Origin of the sequence: Sporosarcina sp. FSL K6-6792, from assembly GCF_038004885.1 — a bacterium.
Lineage (GTDB): Bacteria > Bacillota > Bacilli > Bacillales_A > Planococcaceae > Sporosarcina > Sporosarcina psychrophila.
This window is the reverse complement of record NZ_JBBOSA010000001.1, coordinates 4,048,203-4,068,874: the sequence shown is the minus strand read 5'-3', so window position 1 is coordinate 4,068,874 and position 20,672 is coordinate 4,048,203. Positions and strand designations below refer to the sequence as shown.

Genomic DNA, 20,672 nt, shown 5'->3' with positions numbered 1-20,672 from the left:
ATTTCACTTCACTTTCAACGGTGTACTTGGAATGTTAATTAACGTGTTTTTTAATTGCTTTGTAACGGTCAGATCAGCTTTCGGCATATTTTTGAACGGTTCCAATTCATCCATTGGTGTCCAAATCGGTCTGGACATGACACCATTTTCATTTAAAAAGTCCAAGATGGCATCACGACTATGTCGTTGTTCTAGCACTAATGTTTGCAACCAATAGTTTCCTCTTGTATTACCTGGTTCATTAAATAGTCTTACGCCATCTAAGCCCTTAACTAAGTTCCCGTATTTCTCAGTAATCTGTCTTTTTTTTTCGATAAATTCCGGGATTTTTAGTAATTGTGCACAACCAAGTGCTGCATTAATATTTGGCATTCTATAATTGTAACCAATTTCATCATGTTCATATGCCCAATTATGTGGTACTTTCGCTGTCGTTGTAATATGTTTGGCGTAATCGGCAAGTTTGTCATCATTCGTTAAAATGGCTCCGCCACCACCGGTTGTCATGATTTTATTCCCATTGAAACTCAGCGCCCCAACAAGACCAAACCCGCCCGTGTGTTTTCCTTTATAGTAGGAACCAAGTGATTCAGCCGCATCTTCCACAAGCGCAAGATTATATCGCCCACATACTTCAATTAAAAGGTCGAGTTCGACTGGATGCCCGAATGTGTGCATCGGCACGACCCCACGGATTACTCTGCCTGTCTGTTTGTTCATAAGTTGCCCGTTCTTCATTTCCCCTATGTCCTTAATATGTTCTTCGAGCTTTACTGGATCAAGTCCAAGTGTTTTTTCACTAACATCGACGAAATGCGGGATTGCTTGCAAATATGTAGCCGCATTGGCTGTTGCTACAAACGTTAAGGATGGCATAAACACTTCATCCCCCGGTTGTACTCCCACGATTTTCAAAGCAATATGAAGAGCGGCAGTGCCATTTACAACAGCAACTGCGCGTTTCACACCTGTAAATTCGGCTAACTCTTGTTCAAAGCGATCCACGTACTTGCCCACTGAAGAAACCCACCCTGACTTGACACAGTCCGTTACATATTCAATTTCGGTTTCATCAAAAGTCGGTTCATGAAGTGGGACAATATCTTTTTTATATAATTGCTTTATTTCATTTGCAAAAGTTATCCACTGCTCATTCATATGTTATACACATCCGTTTTATATGATCCTAGGTTTTGTGGATTTGTAAACCATTCAATAGTTTCTTCAAGACCTCGTTTAAAGCCTTCTTTGCCCCCGTAATTCGGTGTCCATCCGAGTAGATTTCTCGCCTTTTGATTGTCAGCCCAAAGACGTTCCACTTCGCTTTTATCGGGCCGCAAGCGTTGTTCATCGGTTTCAATTGTCATATTCACTTTCATAATGTCCGCAATCATTTCCGCTGTTTCGCCGATTGAAACTTCGAAGTTAGAGCCGATATTAATCACCTCTCCAACAGATTTTTCACTGTTCATCACGGAGATGAAGCCATTCACTGTATCCTTTACAAAGTTGAAGTCACGTGTCGGGCTAATTGCCCCTAGTCTTATTGTTGAATTCCCAGCCGCTAATTGCCCGATTATCGTAGGAATGACTGCACGTGCTGATTGACGGGGACCGTACGTGTTGAATGGTCTTATAATTGAAACAGGCGTATCGAATGATTTGAAGAAAGACAATGCCATCTGATCAGCAGCTATTTTTGTTGCCGAGTAAGGTGACTGGCCTTGAAGCGGGTGATTTTCATCTATTGGTACATATTGCGCCGTACCATAAACTTCGCTTGTCGACGTATGGACAACCTTTTCAACTCCTAATTCACGAGCTGCCTGAACAACATTCAAAACCCCTTTAATATTCGTATCGACGTAAGTATCTGGCGAGTGATACGAATATGGAATTGCGATGAGTGCGGCTAAATTGAGGACGTGTGTGCACCCGTTCATTGCTTCCTTTACACCGTGTGGATCTCGGATATCTCCAGCAAACACATCTAAATTCTTCTTAATTTCAGGCATTGATTGATCCAACCACCCCCATGAATTAAATGAATTATAATATACAAATGCACGGACATCATGGCCTTGTCGGATAAGCTCTTCTGTTAAATGAGAACCGATGAAACCGTCTGCGCCTGTAACGAGTATTTTTTTATTGGTTGACATCTTTTCACCCGTTTTCTATATCGTTAGTTATTTCTTCAATCTGTAATTTCATTTCTTCAAAATAAGTCCAAGCAAATTCAATATGCAAATGAACATCATGTATAAACCTAGTGAATGAATGAACCACTACTTCCGCTTTTTTCAAGACATCAGATTCATATCGAATCGCTTGACTTTCTTCAGATACTTTTTTATTTTGTACTCTAACCATTGGTTCAACAAAACCAGAATAAAAGGGGTTTTTCTTAAGCTTGTTGAATTCCTTATCAAATGCAACGAAATGATTTTCCATGTTTTTTATTTTCCTTGTTTGAATAGCACCATTAATTCGTTTTAATTCATCAAGTGCATTTTGCAATGTCTTCTTGCAGGTCCTTCCAGCTAACGAAAGTTTTTCTAACTGTTTTTTTGTGTACGTAATATCATAGGAATTCGACTGTTCTGTCCAGTTGTAATGAACTTCCTCTGATTTTAACCTCTCACTAATGAGTTCGTCTAAATGTACGAATGAAGTTCCTTCAATCAAAGCGCCACCTTTTGTAGTGTTAAGCACTTCGATATTTCTATTCATTTTGATATGTACTTCCAACTGACTTCTCATTCGACTGAAATCATCGCTAGTTTGTATATTATTTCCGTAAACATCTTTTACAGTGTAGGAATCTTCCTTTTCTTCATCACTCAGTTCATTCTCCACGAAGTCATAATCAATTCCGGCCGCATATCGCTTATTATCTCGATATCCTAGATTTTGACCTACTAATATAATAGGATTACAACGAAGCTGACTAAGTAATTGGAACGTTACAAGGGCTATTGAAGGCGCATCCATTACAATATCAATGGATTGTGTTGTATCTAGCAATTGTGGTGATATAGTGTCTTGACTCGTAATCATATGTAACATTTCCCCAGGATACGCTGCGAGTGTTTCAAAACCTACCGAACTTCCAAAAACGAGTGGAATGTCAATGATGTTATCGTCTTTAACTTTTTGGATAACGAACTGATTCAGTTCAGTTGGATCATATGTACAAGCCGCATCCGGATGAATCCGATGTTCAATCAATGCATTAATGGCCGAGCCTACAGAAAAGATATAAGCCAATCCATTCTCTTTTATGTAACGTAAATTCTCGAATTCCTCATTCAGTGAAGGGCCGGCTGCGACGATGATAGCAGGTTTTCCTTCGAATGCACTTTTGTCGATATCATGCAAGATATTTGGTGTTTTTAATACGGTTGGAAAATTTTTGATGGAGTTGATTGTCCACCGTTTTTGAAAAGATGCATCTGTTGCGATAGTACTTCTTATTTCTTTAAGTGATTCAAGAATGTTCTTCATGATTATATCTATCTGTTCACTGTATAACTTTTCATATAGTGGGAGTGTGATGATTTGTAGTATCCCTCTCGATAATCTAAGTAGCTGCACCATTTCGTTTGTTATGACGGTATTATTCGTTCCGGTAAAAATTCCTATCAAATTATGGAGTGGCAATTCATCTAGCTTTATATTGGACAAGTATGCTAGAAGCACTTCCTCATTAGGTTCATAAATTGAAAATTTTGTATCCGGATATTTTTCCATGAACTTATTAATATGATAGCCGAGACCTGTTCCGACGAAGAGTACATACTTGTATATCTCATTTTCATATTTACTGACGAAACGTTCCCCATCTTTTACAGGATCATATTTACTGTGGACATATTGCGTTCGTCCACCTAGTACTATTTTAAGAGTCGGTAAACCAGTCTTTGCTTGTTCCACAATGACGTTCCCAGTTGATTCGTTGTTCTCGATTTCCGTCAACCTACTTAACAGTTCGCGGTTTTTCATCCGCAAGACATTTCGGTTGTCAATTAAGATCATGACGTGTTCCCTCTGTGTCGATTGCTATTTTCATTTCCGCTGAAAGTGCTTCGAAAACAGTAAGTATTTCAAAATGAAGCATATCGGCAATCAGGACGGTATCTGTATTATCAAGAGCTTCTTCAAAATTACCAAGTTCAGCTTGCATTGCTAAAGTAGGTGTAAGTACGTCCATCCAATTGGATGGACGTACTACCGATTGATCGACGGTTTCAATCATTGTTGACAACCATTGGATACCCTCGAATAACTCATTTAATTCTGCCCAACTAGATGAGGATGGATTATTGTAAAATTCATCAGCTAATGTTGTTATGTGCGGAACTGCACGTTTAGTATACTCTTCCGCAGATAATAATAGATTGTTTATAAACTCTTTCGCAGACACAGAAATGATTTCAAGAGATTCAATGGCCCTTAAATTCATTTTCAGGAATTCTCCTGGTGCTTCCAACACTTCTTTTCCATCTACAATGAAATGACTAAAATAGAAATCATTTTGTAATAAGTCGTTAATTTTTTCTAATACTTCTTCCACCAAAGGTATTTTTTCGAATTCGATTACTTGTTCATTAAAAAGGAGTTTCATATATGTGCCCCCAAAATTTTATATGTATTTGCTCTATCCTTCTATTATATCGGTTGAAATCGGCATTGTTCAAATGAATTTTAAGCTTTACTTCATTTATTCTAGACTACTTATGTATTACAATGGTTGTGGGGGGATGAACTTGAAAATATCAATTGTCGAGACAAGAACCGTGCCAACAGTTAAAATCGATTTGAACGGCAAAAGTATTGTCTTTCATAGCAAGTATGATCCATTACATGAGGCTGCCGTTTGGAGTGAAAGTTCGCTTAAAGGTTTGAAGAACCAAGAGGAAATTGTCATAGTCGGGCTTGGTGCAGGATATCATATACGTGCGGTGGCAGAAGCAATGCCTGATAAGCTTATCACTGTTATTGAATTTAATGATATTTTTCTTACTTGGTTTAAGGACAGTCCTTTTTACGCATCTATTGTAATTCTTCAAAATGTGTCTATTAAACAATTTAGTGATCTTTCTCCAACCGAGAGAGGTTGTGTTTTTTCCTCTGTTAGCTCTACTAATTTATTAATTCATAAAAATGGATTGGATATTTCGCCATACGAATATGAAAACGTGAAAGCAGTATTAGAAGATATTAAAATTCAGAAAAACTCAATTTCGAACCAAATAGGACATATGAATATGAATTTCAAGAAGAATATTATACTGAACGATGATGGAATAGGAAAGTTGAAAAATAAGTATGCAGGGAAGCCGATGATTTTAGTTTCCGCTGGTCCGTCACTCGATAAGCAATTGCCTTTATTTAAAAAAATAAGAGATGAAAATTTTTTTATTATCGGAGCGGTAGGAACTGCGGTAAAACCATTAGTTAAATTCGGAATTATTCCTGACTTCTTTGCAATCATCGATCCAAACCAAGCAACCTATAACCAATTAACTGACCTCACGTTGCCATATACTACATTGTATTATTTGAGTACTGCTTATCACGATACGATTATGCTACATAATGGTCCTAGGCGAGTAATATGGCAAGACGGCTATGAAGAAGCGGAAAAAATTGCCTCAGTAAAAAATGACCCTATAATCCAAACGGGTGGATCCGTTGCAACAGCATTACTCGATTTAATGGTCTTTTTAGGCGGTAAATCTATTGCATTAGTCGGGCAAGACCTAGCATATACGGACGGCAAAAGTCATGCGAATGATACTCATGCACAAAAAAAAATTAATGAGACTCGAAACGCTAAGAAAGTTATTAATTATGATCAAACTGGTGAGGTGTATACAGCAAAAAATTTAATTATCTACCGAAAGTGGTTTGAAGTCTATGCAAAGGAGCATCAGAAACTACAACTTTACAATTGCACGGAAGGCGGGGCATATATTCGCAACTGGGAACATATCAGTTTACAAGATTATCATCTTAAATACTCATAACAAAACGCGGCTGGAATTTCCGGGCCGCGTTTTTGTTAATGCTATTAACGTAGAAGTTGAAGTACACCTTGTGGTTGTTGGTTAGCTTGAGCCAACATTGCTTGTGCAGCTTGCGTTAGAATGTTGTTCTTAGTGAAGTCCATCATTTCTTTCGCCATATCAACATCACGAATACGTGATTCCGCTGCAGTTAAGTTTTCAGACGCTGTTCCGAGATTGTTGATTGTATGTTCTAAACGATTTTGGTATGAACCCAGTTTAGAGCGTTCTGACGATACTGTTGCCATTGCTTTGTCGAGTACTTCAATAGCTTGTGTCGCTTTTTTATGATCAGAAATATCTAATGCATATTCATCAGCTACAGCACTAGTATCTGTCAACTTATCAGTTGTTACACCTGCAAAGACAGCGCCACTAGTTGTCGCAGAGCCACTTGCTGTTCCACTAGCTCCTCCAGCGATCCCCAATGCCTTGGCTCTCATATCTGAAACTTCCAATTTAAGTGCTTGTCCATTGTTGGAACCTACTTGGAAGCTCATTGCCGATGCAGCACCTGATTTATCCCCGTTAATCAACTTCTGTGTATTGAATTCAGTATTGTTCCCGATCCGGTTAATCTCAGATGTTAATTGGTTCATTTCTTTCTGGATTTCACCACGATCTGAAGTTGTGTTCGTATCATTTGATGATTGAACCGCAAGTTCACGCATCCGTTGAAGTATGGAATGTGTTTCGTTCAATGCACCTTCAGCTGTTTGGATGAGTGAAATTCCATCTTGTGAGTTTTTTGCTGCCATGTCTAGACCACGGATTTGACCACGCATTTTTTCAGAGATTGCAAGACCTGCTGCGTCATCTCCTGCGCGGTTAATTTTAAGGCCTGAAGATAGTTTCTCCAAGTTTTTTGAAGCGTTCATGTTGTTCATGCCTAGTTGGCGGTGTGTGTTGAGTGCTGCGATGTTGTGATTTATAATCATTGTTGTTTTCCTCCTTGAGTTGTGTTTGATTCACGTCCCTGTGAATCGGATTTGTTTTTTTGTCTGCGAAGTAAAAAGTCGATGAAACTCTTTACTTTCGCTTACAGTGTTTATATCGGGAATCGTGGACTATTGTTTAGTAAGACTCGTTAAATTTCAAAATAAAAACACGGCCGATTGCTCGGGCTGTGTTTTTATTTTATAGATATTAACGTAGTAGTTGAAGTACGCCTTGTGGTTGTTGGTTGGCTTGAGCCAACATTGCTTGTGCTGCTTGTGTTAGAATATTGTTCTTTGTGAAGTCCATCATTTCTTTCGCCATGTCGACATCACGAATACGTGATTCCGCAGCAGTCAAGTTCTCGGAAGCTGTTCCAAGGTTGTTGATTGTATGTTCTAAGCGGTTTTGGTATGAACCGAGTTTGGAGCGTTCAGCTGATACTGAAGCCATCGCTTTGTCGAGTACTTGAATTGCTTTTGTTGCTAAATCGTGAGTTGAAATATCCAAAGCATATTCAGTACCAGAACTAACATCCGTAAGCGAATCATTACCGCTTGCAATTACGAACTTTGCTCCGGAAGTTGCATTGGCTCCGGCAACACCTGCGATTCCTAATTTTGCACCCCGCATATCGGCAATTTGAAGCTCTAATGATTGTCCGTTATTTGAACCTACTTGGAAGTTTAGTGCAGCTCCGCCACTACCAGTTCCACCACCTGAAGTTTTGTCTCCATTAATCAATTTTTGCGTATTGAACTCCGTGTTGTTTCCAATACGATTGATTTCTGATGTCAATTGGTTCATTTCTTTTTGAATCTCGCCACGATCTGAAGTTGTGTTTGTATCATTTGACGACTGAACTGCAAGTTCACGCATTCGTTGAAGGATGGAATGTGTTTCGTTTAGTGCACCTTCAGCTGTTTGAATAAGTGAAATACCGTCTTGTGAGTTTTTCGCTGCCATGTCTAGACCACGAATTTGGCCACGCATTTTTTCAGAGATTGCAAGACCAGCTGCGTCGTCTCCAGCACGGTTGATTTTAAGACCTGAAGATAGTTTCTCCAAGTTTTTTGAAGCATTCATGTTGTTCATGCCTAGTTGGCGGTGTGTGTTGAGTGCTGCGATGTTGTGATTGATAATCATTGTTGTTTTCCTCCTTGAGTGTGTTCGGCTCACGTCCTTGTGAACCGGTTTTGGTTTTTGCTTGCGAAGTGAAGAGCCGACCGAACCCTTACTGTCGCTTACAATGATTATATCGGGAATCGTAGACTAATGTTTAGCTATACTTGGAAAATCCCACAACAAAAACACGGCCGATTGCTCAGACCATGTTTTTTATAGATATTAACGTAGAAGTTGAAGTACGCCTTGTGGTTGTTGATTGGCCTGAGCCAACATTGCTTGTGCTGCTTGCGTTAGAATATTGTTCTTTGTGAAATCCATCATTTCTTTTGCCATGTCGACATCACGAATACGTGATTCCGCAGCAGTCAAGTTTTCAGATGCTGTTCCGAGGTTGTTGATTGTATGTTCTAAGCGGTTTTGGTATGAACCAAGTTTAGAGCGTTCAGCTGATACTGAAGCCATTGCATTATCAAGTACTTGAATTGCATTAGTTGCTTTTGTATGGTCAGAAATGTCTAGCGCATATTCAGTTACACCAGCATCATCTGTTAATGCATTTGCAGCTCCAGAAGAAAATGCAGCATCAGTCGCACCAGAAAGAGCAGAAGGATCCCCTGCTGTAGTGCTAGAAATCCCCAAAGAAGCTGATCTCATATCGGAAATTTGAAGTTCTAATTTCTGGCCGTTATTTGAACCTACTTGGAAGTTCATTGCACCAGCTGCACCTGATTTATCTCCATTAATCAACTTCTGTGTATTAAATTCTGTGTTGTTCCCAATTCGGTTAATCTCAGATGTTAGTTGGTTCATTTCCTTTTGGATTTCACCACGATCTGAAGTTGTGTTCGTATCATTTGATGACTGAACTGCAAGTTCGCGCATCCGTTGAAGGATGGAATGTGTTTCGTTCAACGCACCCTCAGCTGTTTGGATAAGTGAAATTCCGTCTTGTGAGTTTTTCGCTGCCATGTCTAGACCACGGATTTGACCACGCATTTTTTCGGAGATTGCAAGTCCTGCTGCATCGTCTCCAGCACGGTTGATTTTAAGTCCTGAAGATAGTTTTTCCAAGTTTTTTGAAGCGTTCATGTTGTTCATGCCTAGTTGGCGATGTGTGTTGAGTGCTGCGATGTTGTGATTAATTATCATTGTTGTTTTCCTCCTTGAGTTGTGTTCGGTTCACGTCCTTGTGAGCCGGATTTGGTTGTTGTTAGCGAAGTGAAGAGCCGATAGAACCCTTTACTGCCTCATACAGTGTTTATATCGGGAATCGTAGACAATTGTTTAGCTAGACTTGTTAAATTTCAAAACAAAAAACCGGCCGATTGCCCGGACCGCATTTTTGTTGATATCGCTATTAACGTAGAAGTTGAAGTACGCCTTGTGGTTGTTGATTGGCTTGTGCCAACATTGCTTGTGCAGCTTGTGTTAAAATGTTGTTCTTTGTGAAGTCCATCATTTCTTTCGCCATGTCGACGTCACGAATACGCGATTCCGCTGCCGTCAAGTTCTCAGACGCTGTGCCGAGGTTATTGATTGTGTGTTCAAGACGATTTTGGTATGAACCAAGTTTAGAGCGTTCGGCTGATACTTTAGCCATTGCTATGTCAAGTACTTCAACAGCTTTTGTCGCTAACGTATGACTTGTAATATCAAGAGCAAATTCAGCTCCTGAGGAAACATCAGTTAGTGCATCAGTATTCGCAGTAGCTGCAAATTGTGCTCCACTAGTTCCATTTGCTCCTGAAACCTTAGCCGTGGCTCCAGTACCACCTGCAATTCCTAAGCTAACAGCCCTCATATCAGCAATTTGAAGTTCTAATTTCTGACCATTATTTGAACCTACTTGGAAGTTCATTGCAGCCCCACTACCGCCAGCTCCACCACCAGAAGTTTTATCTCCATTAATCAACTTCTGTGTATTAAATTCCGTATTGTTCCCTATACGGTTAATTTCTGATGTTAGTTGGTTCATTTCTTTCTGGATTTCACCACGATCTGATGTTGTGTTCGTGTCATTTGAAGACTGAACCGCTAGTTCGCGCATCCGTTGTAAGATGGAATGTGTTTCATTCAATGCGCCCTCGGCTGTTTGAATAAGTGAAATTCCATCTTGTGAGTTTTTCGCTGCCATGTCTAGACCACGGATTTGGCCACGCATTTTTTCAGAGATTGCAAGACCTGCCGCATCGTCGCCAGCACGGTTGATTTTAAGTCCTGAAGATAGTTTCTCCAAGTTTTTTGAAGCGTTCATGTTGTTCATACCTAATTGGCGGTGTGTGTTGAGTGCCGCGATGTTGTGATTAATAATCATTGTTGTTTTCCTCCTTGAGTATGTTCGGTTCACGTCCTTGTGAACCGGTTTTTAGTTGTTGTTTGCGTAGTAAAGAGCCGGTCGAACTTTTCACTCTCGCTAACAGTACTTATATCGGATAGGTAACTATTGTGTTTAGCTTTTTCGTAGTAATCTAGTTTTTCTTTGTGAGTTTTGAAAATAGATTAGAGTCCACTATTGTTGCTTCTGCGTTTGACTGGGAGATGGAAAGGACAAGTTCGCCGCGAAGGATATCCACTGATTTTGGTGCTTCGATACCGATTCGAACTGTGTCACCTTTCACTTCCAAGATTCGTAGCTGGATGTCATCACCGATTTGGATGGTTTCATTTGTTTTTCGCGATAGTACGAGCATGTCAGTAGCCCCCCTTCTCGGCTGTTAGTGAACCGATTGGGTGACGCATGGGAAATCTATTATCGTTCAGTATCATCTGTTTCGCTTTTTTTGTTTTCGTTTGAAAAATAAGCGGTGCTTGGAGATTGATTGTTGAAGATTCGAATGGCTCCTTTAGGGATAAAATCCCCAAAACGAAGACGTCTTGCTCTTTTTCAATGTTTAATAGGTCTATAGTTGGTTCATCCACGGTGAAGGAATAGTCTCCTGCGAGTGTGTATGGGTTTGCTACGATTAGCGCGACGTCAATTGTTTTAGTTGATTGAAGAACTTGGAAAAAATCATTGTCCTCAATAGGGAGGAGTGCGAATTCTTTTTCCTCTTCGAAGCCTGGGATGCCTTTTGGAAAGTTCCATGTTTGGTCGGTTTGAATTTCGAGTGAGCCGTGGAATTTTGTTTGGATTTTCACGTTATCTTCTCCTTTTGAATTGTTATTTTCAGATTATAAATTTTCTATGTCTGAAACAAAATAGACTGGCATTTGCCAGTCTATTTTGTATGTAAATACATTCAAATGTCAAGTAGCTGTTTTGCGTTGCACAGACACCATTGCCACCCTATATGTATATTCATTTAATATTTGACATCGATTTGGATGGTTGGGTATTGTTCCATCTGTCCGGTTACTTTGCCTTGTGTATAGTTATGGATTGGTTTATTGATTTGTACGTCGTTGATGGGTTTTTGTGGTGTTGCTTGGATGTTGAGTGTTCCCGGTTGGATAGACATTTGAATTTGGGAACGGTTGCCTATGAATCGGATGCCCATTGGCGCAAGTGGTGGAGTTGCATTTTGTTTGGCTATCGATGCTATCGCGTTACCACCGTTTCCGATTTTCACTAGTTGCCGTCCTTCTTGTGCCCGTCTTGCGATCCCATCCATTGCCCCTTGTTTTCCCAATTGTGCGTACTCATTGGTTCGTCTGAATACACTTTTCATGTCTATGTCTGCGCGTGCTTCGGTAGTCTCGAGTGAAAGTTGTGGTCTTGTTGTTGATATTTCTAAAATAGCAGCGGGTTGTTGTTGGGATAGTGTTGCTTTTGGTTGATGTATTTCCTGAGTTGGCTTTGTTATTTGTAGACCAAGGACTCCGCGTGTAGTTTCAATTTGTAGTTGTGGGATGTTCACTATTGTCACCTTCTAAAGAAAGCGTTTGGAGGTTGTCCAAACGCTTTCCGGGATTTTATTTTAGCTTGTAGCGGTGGCAGTAACTGGCACTAGTTAACCTTGGATTTAACGAAGGAAGTCTACTAGTGATGGTTGGATGATGCGTGCGCCTACTGAGAGTGCTGCATTGTGGATTGCTTCTTGGGTAAGCATATCAGTGATTGCTTTTTCGTAGTCGATATCTTCATTTTCACTCATTTGTTTTTTGGCAGCGCCTTCTTGAGATTCGAGGCGGTTCCCCATCATTTCGGCGCGGTTTTGTCGTGCACCGATGTCGGCGCGAGTTTCTAGAACGCTGTTTTGAACCTTACTGATAGCGTCCAAATGAGCACTTATAGCTGCACTACCTTCATCGTTATCAATACTACCAATTAATTTGCCCATCATTTCATCCAACTCAGAAAATAGTTTATAACCGTTTGTATTTACTTGAAGTTCAACTCCATCGAATACTTCGATAGATATAGCCTCTGTAAACCCTTTCTGGGCTGGGGTTGGTGCTACTGTCGCTGGAGGAACTGGAATTATTTCCCCTCCTATAGTTATTGGATTCCCACCGAATAACGGACTATCTGTTTTTGTACCGGAGAACAAGTATTTATCCCCGACTTTCGTATTTCCCATATCCCTAATTTGTTCACGCAGTTGTTCAATTTCTTTCATGATTTTCTGTTTATCTTCATGTGTTTTTGTATCATTCGCAGCATCTACAGTCAATTCCTGTACGCGAATCAGCGCTTGGCCAACACTATCCAATGCGTCATCTGAACTGTCAAGGTAGTTGTGGACTTCACCTAAGTTGCGTTGGTATTGCGCTATTTTATCAACTTGCATACGGTAGCCCATGCCCTTCATAGCAACAACGGGATCATCAGATGGACGATTGACTTTTTTACCTGTTGTAATTTGTTCTTGTAGCTTTCCCATTTTATTGTAGCTCGCGGAGAGGTTCCGGAGCATATTATTAGAAAGCATCGATTGTGTTACGCGCATTTAATTTCCTCCTTCTTTACATGCCTACTCGACCCATGCCGTTGATAATTTTATCAAGTGTTTCGTCTACAACAGTAATCATACGTGCAGATGCGTTGTATGCTTGTTGGAATCTGATCATATCTGTCATTTCTTCATCGAGTGAGACAGAACTGATGGATGCTCGACGATGTTCGACTGCCCCTAGTAATGTTGCCGTGTTGAATGTGAGTCGTTCGGCTTGCTGCCCCTCAACGCCAAGTTGGCCGATGACACCTGAATAATAGGTTTGGATTGTTGAACCATCAATTAAGGGTTTAAATTGCATATTACCTAACTCAAGAGCAAGCTTCCCATTTCCTATTTCTCCATCAGCACTAGATGCAGCAATCAGTCCCCTATCATCAATTATTTCCTGATTCACTTTTATTCCAGATGCACCGGTACCAGTATAAAACTCTCCACCCGGCTCTGAATTTCCGTCTTTATCTGGCAACGTGAATCCAGTTGCATGAATTTTATTGAATTCTGCTACAAATGCATCTGCCATTTTATCTAGTTTCGCTAGCATTTCAGGATAAAGCCCTTTTATTTCTCCTCCATCGTCATAACCAAAAGAATCCACAAGTGACTTGATTTTCCCGCTATTATTCATGTTCTCAACCGTCACTTCTCCGCCTGTAGCCTTTCCCGCCTCAGTAAATTCAAAGCCCTCTATCGGTCCATTGGGGTCTTTTGTATTCACCCCGTCATTCGGAGTCGTTGACATCGTTGCATAATCTTTCCCGGAGACTACAGTGATCGAATCACCTACACCCAATTTAATCTTCACTGTAACCGAACCTTCAGCAATATCCAATGCACGGCCGCCCGACTTTTCGTAACTTGTCTCAATCGGGAGAATAGCCGACAACTGATCTAAGAGCATATCCCGTACATCGTACAAATCATTCGGCATATATCCATTTGGTTCGACTTCTGAAATTTGGCGATTGAGATCGCCAATTTGCTTAAGGATGGAATTCACCTCGCCTGTTGCGATGCCAATCTCTTTCCCTAAGTTCGTCTGAATTTCAGACAATGATTTGTGCATATGGTTAAATGAGTCCGCTACAGCACCGCCTCGCTGAACTGCAACTGCACGCGCTCCCCCGTTTTCAGGATTGACGGCAAGGTCCTGCAGTGATTGCCAAAACTCGCTAAGTGATTTTTGAAGTCCGTATGCAGAAGGCTCATTCATGACGTCCTCCATCTGGGAAATCGCATTAGTTCTAGATTCCCAGTAACCTAGTTTATTCGATTCCTGTCTGTACTGTTGGTCTACGAAGCCATCGCGAATACGTTGAATCGACCCCGCTTGCACACCCGTTCCAAGGAATCCAGGCATTGTGCCGGCACTTAGACCGACGCCTGGAAATCCTGCTGTTGCCTCCATGTTGACACGTTGGCGTGAGTAGCCTAGTGTGTTGGCGTTACTGATGTTGTGCCCTGTTGTATAAAGTGCGGTTTGTTGTGTGAATAGGCCGCGTTTGCTTGTTTCGAGTCCCATAAATGTAGACATTATTTTACCCCCTTAGGCATTTGTATCAAAAGTTGTTTGCTTTTTTGATACTTGTCTCCCGTTAATTTCGGTTTTTGAGTAGTTGACTGATTCCGGGCGTGGCCGGACCATGTCCAGCGACAGATTCACGAACTGAAGAGACTGGTAGGTCAGCTTCTGGTTCAAATCATTTTGCCATTTCAGGTCATGAATCGCATGCAGGAGACGGTCCCTCGCCTCCTCAAGGCTTTTCCTGTCCGCTACTGGTACGACGTCGAGTAGGTCGGTGACGGTCGGACTTAGCGACACTGATCGTCCTTGATCAGTTAAATATCGGGATACGGTAAGTTGTCTTTGGGTATCCATTTGTACAATGGCAGCCAAATGAGCCTGTTCGTCTTTCAGCAGCTGGTCGAGTTTATCCATGTCCCCGTTCTTGATGAGCCCGGTCTTGTCGTATGCGAGCCTTAGCAGACTTCTATGAAGTTTTTCAAGGCTGTCGAGTGACGCCAGGATGATCGTTATAGACATGTTTTCCCCTACTTTCATAGCAATCGTTTTTTACGGTTTGAAGTACTTGGCCAAATTGGAAGCAAGCTGTTCAGGATTGACTTCGTACTTTCCCGCTTTGACCTGCGCTTTCATTTCTTGGACGCGTTCATTTCTTGCTACAGTAAATGACGACATTTCCGAAAGCTGTTTTGCTTCGGTTGAAATTTCGAGTTTATCTGTTTTCATTTTTGCTTTTTGCTCTGTTTGTTCCGCTTTCAGCTGATTGGCTTTGTACGGGTTAATGGCAGGGAGTGTAAACTTTTCGATTTTCATCTGGGTCTCGCTCCTTTCGTTAGTAGCTTATGCTATAAGTTTTATCTTACTCTTTATTTCGGCTTAAATTCATAAACGTTTAGGGCCTTTCGAACGAAAAAACCGGTCAGATCAAAACTGCCGATTTCTCCATTACTTCCGATTACGCTCCGCGTGGTAGGTTGCTTTGTCATTTGCATCGACGGCTTCTCTGAATTCGAGTGCCGCTTCAAACGTTTTAAGGTCATTTTTAATGTCCGCTGTACAACCGATACATAGTTTCCCTTTGTTTGTCAGTTTGCCACAATTATCACACGGGTAACCAAGGTTTGGAAATAATGCGGGTTGAAGTCGCCCTTTTCGCACCCATTGGTGAAGAAGTGTCTCTGTTACGCCCGTCACTTCAACAATCCGCTCGATTGTTGCCGCCCGATTTTCACGACGTCTCAAGAAACGAAATACTTCCTCATACTTTTTTTCTTCATTCGCGCCGCACTTTCCACAAACTTCTCGTATACCTGTATAGTTGAAAATCGTGCCGCATGAAGGGCAATCTCGTAGTTCAGCCATCTGGTCCATCTCCAATCGATTCATCGTTCAGCACGGATAAGTGTCACCGCTTCGACACGCGCAGCACCTGCCTCTTTTAGGACGGTCGCCGCATGACGGAGCGTTGTGCCTGTCGTGTAAATATCATCTATTACTATATAAGTACCTGGTTGTACTGTCGTTTCAGGTTTAAGTGTGAATAAGGGCGCCATCGCAAGACGCTCAGCTTTCGATTTTTCCCCCATCACGTCAGTACCTGTTTTTTCGAGCAGGTGTGTAAATGGAATACCTGCGCTTTTTAGTAGTTCATCGACATGGGAAAATGTCCGCTGAATCTTTTTTTCTGGATGCATCGGGATTGGAACGATTGTTGCGTTTCCTTTTAAGAGGGTACGCAGTTCATTCGCAAAGACGCTTGCTAGTGCGACATCTTGGAGAAATTTGAACTGATGAAGGTATTCACGCATCGCTTCGTTATATTTATAGAGCGACGTCAGCCGGTCCAGAAAAGGTTCTTCTTCTTTTATGTCGGCACGTTGGAACTTTTTTGAACAGTCTTGGCAAATTTCTGTTTGTTTTTCGAGTGCGAGTAGCGCTTTCCAGGACGGTTTTTCTGCAATCGGCGTTTCACAGAGCAAGCAGCTGTTCATGTACGGACACTTCCTTTATTCAACTGAATGATTTCGTTTTTCGCTTCGTCCATTGCATAGGTGACGCCATGATGAAAGAGGACGAAATCACCTGATGGATGTTGCGCGGAACGCCCGACACGGCCGCCAATTTGGATAAGTGCGCCTTTGTTGAATATGAGCTGTTCTGCCCCGACAACGGCGACTTGGACATTCGGGATTGTTATTCCGCGTTCTAAAATTGTAGTCGTTAGAAGGCCAGGCACTTCTTTATCACGCAGTGCTTGGACGTGCTCTTTTCGGTCTGGGTGCGAGGCATGGACCGCGTGAATACGTGCGTCTAGCTGTTGAAATAATGGTTCCGCTTGTTCCATGAGTCCTATGTGATGGAAAAAGATGAGGAACGGTTCTTGCCGCTTTAGTCGTTCTACTGTCCAATTGGCGAGCTTTTTGGGTAGTTTACCTTTTTGGATTTGTTTCGTGTAATTCCATAATGTCTCACTTCGTGGAACGGGTAATGGGTGGCCGTGGTATCGGCGGTCGATCGTTGAGACTTGTCCTGTTCGTTTGATGTCTGCAAGGAGTTTGTCTGATGGTGTGGCCGTGACGAAATGGACGGGTGCTCCAGGTTTCGTTGCTTTTCGAACCGCTCGTCTCAATGTTTCCTCGGCTGTATAGGGGAAGGCATCTGCTTCATCGACAAAAATGGCATCGAAAGCGTGACGGAATCGGTATAACTGATGGGTTGTTGCGAGAATGAGTTGGGGGGCGGATTCTGTTCTTGACTTCGAGCCGCCGTATAACGCTTCGATTGCAGTTTGCGGAAATGCTGCACGCAGGCGTGGTTCGAGTTCGAGAATGACGTCGACGCGGGGTGCTGCGATGCAAAGCCGGTTGCCTGCTAGTAGCAGTTTATGGATTGGTTCGAACAGGATTTCTGTTTTTCCAGAACCACAGACGGCGTGAATGAGGTGCGGGATGCGTTTTGTGTTACTGAGTGTTAGTTCGTCTGATGCTTGTTGTTGGCGTAGTGTCAGTGTACCTTGCCAAGCGATGATGTGTTCGGTCAGAAAGGTCGGTGGTTCTGCGTTCCAGACGATGAGTTCAGTGCATGTTGAGACACGCCCCATTTTTAGGCAATGCCTACAATAGGTGCAAGGACCTTCGCATTTTGCGCAGTCGAATGTTGTGAAGCGCGATTGTGTGTTGTTTTCACATCGGTTGCAGAAGTGCCGTGGTTGATTGGCAAATGCTTTGGTTGATTGGATGCCTTGAATTGTTTTGATATGCTCTGAAGCGATGTGTGCGTCGATTGTTTCAGTTGGAAAAGGGGTGTGCGAGCGAAGCCAAATACGGCCAGCCAGGAAGTCCCTGACTGACGGATCGAATGTAATGGTCATTTGCAACACCTCCAATGTGTTTCTGTTATGGCGTTCTTCTTTTCACCCAACCAAGTCCCATTGATGCTTCCCCGAGATGTGTGCCGATGACAGGACCAAAATGGCTAATGGTGAATTTGACGTCTGGCAACTGTGCTGAAAGTGCCGCGTGCCAGACTTCGGCATCTTCTGGTCGGTTGGCATGAATGATTGCCGCCTCGAGTGGCATTTTCGTTGCGTCCTCCACCAACATGTCCACAATCCGTTTCATCGCTTTTTTACGTGTGCGTATTTTTTCATATGGGACGATTACTTTGTCCTGAAAGTGGAGGATTGGCTTCACTTGAAGAAGTCCGCCAATGAGCGCTTGTGCAGCGGAAAGTCTGCCGCCGCGTTGCAGATGTGTGAGGTCGTCCACCATGAAATAAGCGCGCATGGTCTTTTTCATGTCATCTAGCTCAGCCATGATTACGTCTGGTGTCGCTCCTTCTTTGGCAAGTTCTGCCGCGCGGAGTACGTAAAACCCTTGTAAATAACAGGAGATTTCCGAGTCAAATGTGTATACTTCGATACCTTCCACCATCTTACCGGCTTGTTGAGCACCTGCATATGTGCCGCTAATACCGCTCGATAGATGGATGGAAATGACTGCGTCATATGTGTCTTTTAACGAATCGAACAGTTCAATGAATTTGCCGATTGGCGGCTGTGAGGTCTTTGGTAGCGGTCCATCCCCGCGTACTTTATCGTAAAAATCGGTTGAACGAATATCAATTTCTTCATCATAAATAATGCCTTTAAGTGTGACTGCTAGTGGAATCATATGAACATCCAATTCTTCCATTAAAGCTGCTGGTAAATATGCCGTGCTATCCGTAACAATTGCTGTTTTCAATGTTAAATCAGCTCCTACCCCTATTCTACCTAAATTGAGGTGAAATGGGAATGTGAAAGTGTGAGTGGTGGGAATGAAGTGCGTATATATATGTAATCCCATTGAATCCGCTTTGGCGCGCGGGGATGCCTCCCGCCCTAAGCCGAGCAGCTTCGCCTCCAGTCTTAGGGCTTCGCCCCCCCCTTGAAAGGCGCCTTCGCTTTGTTAATAAATGAATATACGTTTTCAATTTGGTCTATTCCTAGCCAAAGCAATCGCGACCAACAAAAAAGTAACCGCCTACTCCCCGCCAGGATTGTAGGTGGTTACTTTTTAAGCTAAACATCTGTTGCGGCGTTTGCTACAGCATAGTCAATCCCCCCACCTTTCGTACACTTAAATCAGGGAGTTGTATTCGAATACTGCAAACTTTGTGTCCAACGATGTGCTTCTAACGTACATTTGCTCAATTCCGCTTGTGTGATTCCCATTTCCGTGATCAATTGCTCAATACGTTGCCAGTCAAAGCGCTCAACGGCTTCAGCAAGTTGAAGATACGGCGTAATTTCTGTCTGCAGCCCTTTAACTGTAAGCGCTACTTCGTCGGATAACGGAATGAGTTGCAAGATCGCATCCCAGTCACGCTTCATGATGACGTCAATCAGTGAAAACATGCCCGCAAAGAAAAATTCTTCGGGATTTTTCTTGCCGTCATGTTTCGCGAGGAGTTCGCACATTTTTGCTCGTGTCAGCGAGTAATCAGCAAGCGCTTGTGTGCGACCATTCCCTGGTCCTTCCCCTATTTCACGCAACGCAAGGACTTGTACCCACCTTTTCGTTTCACGCAGTCCAATAAGAACGATGGCTTGTTTGATGGAACTAATCCGTTTCGGAGCTCCAAATGCAAGGGTGTTAATCAGCCTCAGCAATTTATAGGACAATGAAATGTCGTGCATGATAAGCTCGGTTATTTCATCTATATTCGGCGGCTCAGTATGAAGCCGCTCGATTATTTGAAAATGAAGACTGACGTTCGAAGGGATTTCAATTCCAGTGACAATTTCCGGTTTGGAGAAGAAATAACCTTGAAACAATTTGTAGCCTGATTCTTTTGCTGCCTTGAATTGTTCTTCCGTTTCAACTTTTTCGGCAAGCATTATGATAGCGGGATACTGTTTAATGTATTTCTCAATTTCTAATCGCTCGGTTAGTGTCGTATTTAAGTAATCGACTTTTATGAAATCGACAATTTTGAACAATTCACTATGTACACTATATTGTTCCTGAAGGATAAAATCATCTAATGCAATCATGAAACCTGTTTCTTTCAACAGCCGCAATTTAGTTAGAAGTGAGGGGGTAATCTCAACGTTTTCCAAAACTTCGATGACGACTTGTTCAGGATCAAGGCTTGCAAATATATCTTGAGCAAGTAATTCGCCTGTAAAATTGATGAATGACAAGCTATTCCCTGCCACTTTCTCGATTCCTATTGTTAGGAATGTATTAACGAGTAGGCCAATTGTCGCTTGTTCAGGGTTCACATTCGGGAAAAAATTTTTATGGCTGTTTCTATATAGCAGTTCATAACCATAGATGTCGCCATTTTGGTCCAATATTGGCTGTCTGCCAACGAATATATTTGTATCGTTCATATAATTCACTCCATTTCTTGTAGTATAGCAAAAAACGACTTGTTTACCACTATAATTACAAAAAAGCACTATATATGTTGAAATACAGAATCCTAATGATTCGGCTATGAAGCAAAGGGGTGCCTTCGCTCAGTTTTAAATAGGTTTCCATTTGTTCAACATGGATCAATTAAAATAGCAACACGCCCTGAATAATGGTATGTTTTAGTTATCAATAGGTTTTATTCAAGGGGGATTTT

The 20,672-nt window shown here is 42.0% G+C and carries 21 protein-coding genes; 1 reads left to right on the top strand and 20 read right to left on the bottom strand.

Annotated features, from left to right (window positions below; translation table 11 throughout):
- Nucleotides 1-3 precede the first annotated feature (3 nt).
- From MKZ26_RS19515 to MKZ26_RS19500, 4 genes are read right to left on the bottom strand one after another with little or no spacing between them, the layout of a single operon-like run.
- Nucleotides 4-1,158 carry a LegC family aminotransferase gene (locus MKZ26_RS19515; protein ID WP_340767261.1) on the bottom strand — a complete coding sequence of 385 codons (1,155 nt, stop codon included), beginning with the start codon at nucleotides 1,156-1,158 and terminating at the stop codon, nucleotides 4-6.
- Nucleotides 1,155-2,162, bottom strand: a complete 1,008-nt coding sequence (locus MKZ26_RS19510) for an NAD-dependent 4,6-dehydratase LegB (protein ID WP_340767260.1) — start codon at nucleotides 2,160-2,162, stop codon at nucleotides 1,155-1,157. Before MKZ26_RS19510 ends, MKZ26_RS19515 begins: the two co-directional genes overlap by 4 nt.
- 4 nt (nucleotides 2,163-2,166) lie before the next feature.
- Nucleotides 2,167-4,038 carry a motility associated factor glycosyltransferase family protein gene (locus MKZ26_RS19505; RefSeq protein WP_340767259.1) on the bottom strand — a complete coding sequence of 624 codons (1,872 nt, stop codon included), beginning with the start codon at nucleotides 4,036-4,038 and terminating at the stop codon, nucleotides 2,167-2,169.
- Nucleotides 4,025-4,627 carry a hypothetical protein gene (locus MKZ26_RS19500; RefSeq protein WP_340767258.1) on the bottom strand — a complete coding sequence of 201 codons (603 nt, stop codon included), beginning with the start codon at nucleotides 4,625-4,627 and terminating at the stop codon, nucleotides 4,025-4,027. Before MKZ26_RS19500 ends, MKZ26_RS19505 begins: the two co-directional genes overlap by 14 nt.
- 142 nt (nucleotides 4,628-4,769) lie before the next feature.
- Between MKZ26_RS19500 and MKZ26_RS19495 the strand changes: the two genes are divergently transcribed.
- Nucleotides 4,770-6,032, top strand: a complete 1,263-nt coding sequence (locus tag MKZ26_RS19495) for a motility associated factor glycosyltransferase family protein (protein ID WP_340767257.1) — start codon at nucleotides 4,770-4,772, stop codon at nucleotides 6,030-6,032.
- Nucleotides 6,033-6,076: 44 nt separating this feature from the next.
- On the opposite strand, the gene hag (MKZ26_RS19490) is transcribed toward MKZ26_RS19495, so the two are convergent.
- The 16 genes from hag (MKZ26_RS19490) to MKZ26_RS19415 all read right to left on the bottom strand — a co-directional run bounded on the left by hag (MKZ26_RS19490) (nucleotide 6,077) and on the right by MKZ26_RS19415 (nucleotide 20,433).
- Nucleotides 6,077-7,009: a flagellin Hag gene (gene hag, locus MKZ26_RS19490; RefSeq protein ID WP_340767256.1), complete on the bottom strand. Its 933-nt coding sequence runs from the start codon at nucleotides 7,007-7,009 to the stop codon at nucleotides 6,077-6,079.
- A gap of 208 nt (nucleotides 7,010-7,217) precedes the next feature.
- Nucleotides 7,218-8,153: a flagellin Hag gene (hag, locus tag MKZ26_RS19485; protein WP_340767255.1), complete on the bottom strand. Its 936-nt coding sequence runs from the start codon at nucleotides 8,151-8,153 to the stop codon at nucleotides 7,218-7,220.
- A 201-nt stretch (nucleotides 8,154-8,354) separates the two neighbouring features.
- Nucleotides 8,355-9,284, bottom strand: coding sequence for a flagellin Hag (gene hag / locus MKZ26_RS19480; protein ID WP_340767254.1), 930 nt, complete (start codon nucleotides 9,282-9,284; stop codon nucleotides 8,355-8,357).
- A gap of 208 nt (nucleotides 9,285-9,492) precedes the next feature.
- Nucleotides 9,493-10,449: a flagellin Hag gene (hag, locus tag MKZ26_RS19475; RefSeq protein ID WP_340767253.1), complete on the bottom strand. Its 957-nt coding sequence runs from the start codon at nucleotides 10,447-10,449 to the stop codon at nucleotides 9,493-9,495.
- Nucleotides 10,450-10,603: 154 nt separating this feature from the next.
- Nucleotides 10,604-10,825 (bottom strand): carbon storage regulator CsrA, encoded by a 222-nt coding sequence (gene csrA, locus MKZ26_RS19470; RefSeq protein ID WP_340767252.1) that lies wholly within the window; start codon nucleotides 10,823-10,825, stop codon nucleotides 10,604-10,606.
- 1 nt (nucleotide 10,826) lies between these two features.
- A complete protein-coding gene (gene fliW, locus MKZ26_RS19465) occupies nucleotides 10,827-11,273 on the bottom strand; it encodes a flagellar assembly protein FliW (RefSeq protein WP_340767251.1) in 447 nt (148 codons plus the stop codon).
- A gap of 164 nt (nucleotides 11,274-11,437) precedes the next feature.
- The gene (locus MKZ26_RS19460) at nucleotides 11,438-11,992 is read right to left on the bottom strand and encodes a DUF6470 family protein (RefSeq protein WP_340767250.1); all 555 of its coding nucleotides are present in this window, start codon (nucleotides 11,990-11,992) and stop codon (nucleotides 11,438-11,440) included.
- 105 nt (nucleotides 11,993-12,097) lie between these two features.
- Nucleotides 12,098-13,024, bottom strand: a complete 927-nt coding sequence (gene flgL / locus MKZ26_RS19455; RefSeq protein ID WP_340767249.1) for a flagellar hook-associated protein FlgL — start codon at nucleotides 13,022-13,024, stop codon at nucleotides 12,098-12,100.
- Between the two features lie 16 nt (nucleotides 13,025-13,040).
- Entirely contained in the window at nucleotides 13,041-14,567 is a 1,527-nt protein-coding gene (gene flgK, locus MKZ26_RS19450) for a flagellar hook-associated protein FlgK (protein WP_340767694.1), read from the bottom strand.
- Between the two features lie 9 nt (nucleotides 14,568-14,576).
- A complete protein-coding gene (locus tag MKZ26_RS19445) occupies nucleotides 14,577-15,074 on the bottom strand; it encodes a flagellar protein FlgN (protein WP_187045581.1) in 498 nt (165 codons plus the stop codon).
- Nucleotides 15,075-15,104: 30 nt separating this feature from the next.
- Nucleotides 15,105-15,368, bottom strand: coding sequence for a flagellar biosynthesis anti-sigma factor FlgM (flgM, locus tag MKZ26_RS19440; protein ID WP_340767248.1), 264 nt, complete (start codon nucleotides 15,366-15,368; stop codon nucleotides 15,105-15,107).
- Nucleotides 15,369-15,500: 132 nt separating this feature from the next.
- Nucleotides 15,501-15,917 (bottom strand): TIGR03826 family flagellar region protein, encoded by a 417-nt coding sequence (locus tag MKZ26_RS19435; protein ID WP_340767247.1) that lies wholly within the window; start codon nucleotides 15,915-15,917, stop codon nucleotides 15,501-15,503.
- A gap of 20 nt (nucleotides 15,918-15,937) precedes the next feature.
- Entirely contained in the window at nucleotides 15,938-16,546 is a 609-nt protein-coding gene (locus MKZ26_RS19430; RefSeq protein ID WP_340767246.1) for a ComF family protein, read from the bottom strand.
- Entirely contained in the window at nucleotides 16,543-17,925 is a 1,383-nt protein-coding gene (locus MKZ26_RS19425) for a DEAD/DEAH box helicase (RefSeq protein WP_340767245.1), read from the bottom strand. The genes MKZ26_RS19430 and MKZ26_RS19425 overlap by 4 nt, the downstream gene beginning before the upstream one ends.
- 25 nt (nucleotides 17,926-17,950) lie before the next feature.
- The gene (locus tag MKZ26_RS19420) at nucleotides 17,951-18,799 is read right to left on the bottom strand and encodes a DegV family protein (protein WP_340767244.1); all 849 of its coding nucleotides are present in this window, start codon (nucleotides 18,797-18,799) and stop codon (nucleotides 17,951-17,953) included.
- A gap of 380 nt (nucleotides 18,800-19,179) precedes the next feature.
- Nucleotides 19,180-20,433 (bottom strand): EAL and HDOD domain-containing protein, encoded by a 1,254-nt coding sequence (locus MKZ26_RS19415; RefSeq protein ID WP_340767243.1) that lies wholly within the window; start codon nucleotides 20,431-20,433, stop codon nucleotides 19,180-19,182.
- Nucleotides 20,434-20,672 lie beyond the last annotated feature (239 nt).